Annotated in this window: 3 protein-coding genes and 1 pseudogene; 3 read left to right on the top strand and 1 reads right to left on the bottom strand. The window is 51.3% G+C overall.

From position 1 onward, the window contains the following. Both PG887_RS22255 and PG887_RS22775 read left to right on the top strand, forming a co-directional pair. Window positions 1-550: hypothetical protein (locus PG887_RS22255; protein ID WP_270822930.1), on the top strand; the 550-nt coding region annotated here is incomplete at its 5' end. 15 nt (window positions 551-565) lie between these two features. After that, the gene (locus PG887_RS22775) at window positions 566-955 is read left to right on the top strand and encodes a DUF7673 family protein (RefSeq protein ID WP_425306231.1); all 390 of its coding nucleotides are present in this window, start codon (window positions 566-568) and stop codon (window positions 953-955) included. Here PG887_RS22775 and PG887_RS22250 read toward each other — a convergent pair. Then, the gene (locus tag PG887_RS22250) at window positions 841-1,473 is read right to left on the bottom strand and encodes a tetracycline resistance transcriptional repressor TetR(E) (RefSeq protein ID WP_017411289.1); all 633 of its coding nucleotides are present in this window, start codon (window positions 1,471-1,473) and stop codon (window positions 841-843) included. The genes PG887_RS22775 and PG887_RS22250 overlap by 115 nt on opposite strands. Window positions 1,474-1,553: 80 nt before the next feature. Here PG887_RS22250 and PG887_RS22245 point away from each other — a divergent pair. Beyond that, window positions 1,554-1,750: pseudogene (locus PG887_RS22245) on the top strand (TetA family tetracycline resistance MFS efflux pump); the annotation flags it as partial.

Here is a 1,750-nt window from a genome sequence, read left to right as displayed (position 1 = left end):
GGGTGACGTGAGCGCGTTAAGGATCAGGGTGTTCACGTTGGCCGGAATGGCTGTTCAACTTCGCCGGAATACGCAACAGTCCGTGGTCAGATACACGCTGTCAGGCGAGGCGGCCCATATGATTGCCCCTGTTTTCCCCGATGACGAGATGAACAACCGTCGAATTGCCGCCTGCGTGGCTTGCTGTGCGGGAGAAGAGTTCACCATCGAGCGATTGGAGTCTGGTTTGCTCAATCTGCGCGGGCTCGTTGACCAAGCGTTTCTGGCATCCGAGGCCCATGTTCATACCACTGGCAAATTGTTGGCCGTGACTGAACAACGTAATGATCTGATGAAACGCCTGTGCTCTCTGCTGGAGGCTACGCTCGGATATCAGGAGTGGATTAAGGCCATCCCTGACGATGTGGCCGCCGCACTCCCGACTGTGCCAGGGATTGACGGCGATTGGGTGGCAGAAGCTATATCTGCGGCACAGGCATCGGTTTCGCTAGGTGAGTCTGGAGCTAAGGATTTTGGGAATCGTCATATGCGTTCAGGGGATGATAGTTAAGGGGAAAACAAAGTAATGAAGGAATCACCGTTTTTGACTCACCGGCACATTCTCCTGAATGGCTATGGTGCCGCAATCACCTTGCGGGGGATCGTGCTATCGCTCTGGAATGGCCGCAACTGGCCTGCCGACCTGAGCCGCGTGGGTGGGTTGGATGAACAGCACTTTTCCATCGCAGTGGAGTTGCTTACTTGGTATCGCCTGCATGGTGAGAATGACCCGGACTTTATGGACACTGGCCGCGCATGTGAAGCGCTGGCCCTGCCGTTAGTACTGCCCCATAGACAGCATCATTTATTATTACCCTGGATGGACATATATTTTTCATCTAATTGTGCAGAGAATCCAACTATTAATGATTTCAGCCCGAAATGGAAGGCCGTTTCAGCAGTGGTTCTCGTCTGAACATTAAATGCCTCCTGTAATAATGGTGGCACAGCGTCCATCACTGTATTGTATTCTGTCGGGTTTGTGGCTTGCTCTTCCAATACTGCACCCAGCGTAAAATGGCTGATAGATTGCAGAATGAAAAGAGCCTCCTCGACCGAAAACCCTGCATCGCATAGACAGCGTAGTTGCGCCTCTGCTTGTTCAAACTGGGGGGGCGTAGGAGAGGTCCCTATATGCAATCGGGCTCCATCACGATGGACCAATAATGCTTTACGGAAACTCAGAGCATTTTCCTGGAGAAACTGCTGCCAACTCTCAGTCGGTAACGGTACTGAACGGGTGTGATGCTTCACCAGTATTGCCTCTGAAAGCATGTTCATAAGGGTCTGCTTGTTGCGCACGTGCCAATACAGAGTCGGTTGCTCAATTTTGAGGGACTGCGCCAGCTTACGCGTAGTCAGGCCCTCTAGCCCCTCTCTGTCCAGCAGGGTGAGCGCCATTGAAATTACGTCGTCCAAGCTTAGTCGTGCCATCACTATCTCCTTTCGCTGTTGACAATCTATCACTGATAGAGTTACTTTTCAAACCCTATCACCGATAGAGAGCGTTAACTATGAACCGCACTGTGATGATGGCACTGGTCATCATTTTTTTAGATGCCATGGGGATTGGCATAATTATGCCTGTCTTACCGGCGTTATTACGGGAGTTTGTTGGAAAGGCTAATGTTGCGGAGAACTACGGTGTTTTATTGGCGCTGTATGCAATGATGCAAGTGATTTTTGCCCCTCTTCTCGGCCGCTGGTCAGA

Origin of the sequence: Aeromonas sp. QDB14 (assembly GCF_027707845.1) — a bacterium.
GTDB classification, from domain to species: Bacteria; Pseudomonadota; Gammaproteobacteria; order Enterobacterales; family Aeromonadaceae; genus Aeromonas; species Aeromonas caviae.
Note: the sequence above shows the minus strand (reverse complement) of the source record. Positions and strands in the feature narration are given on the sequence as shown.

Coding starts and splice junctions, on each gene's coding strand:
- PG887_RS22775 (WP_425306231.1), top strand. CDS start 566: ATGAAGGAATCACCGTTTTTGACTCACCGGCACATTCTCCTGAATGGC.
- PG887_RS22250 (WP_017411289.1), bottom strand. CDS start 1,473: ATGGCACGACTAAGCTTGGACGACGTAATTTCAATGGCGCTCACCCTG.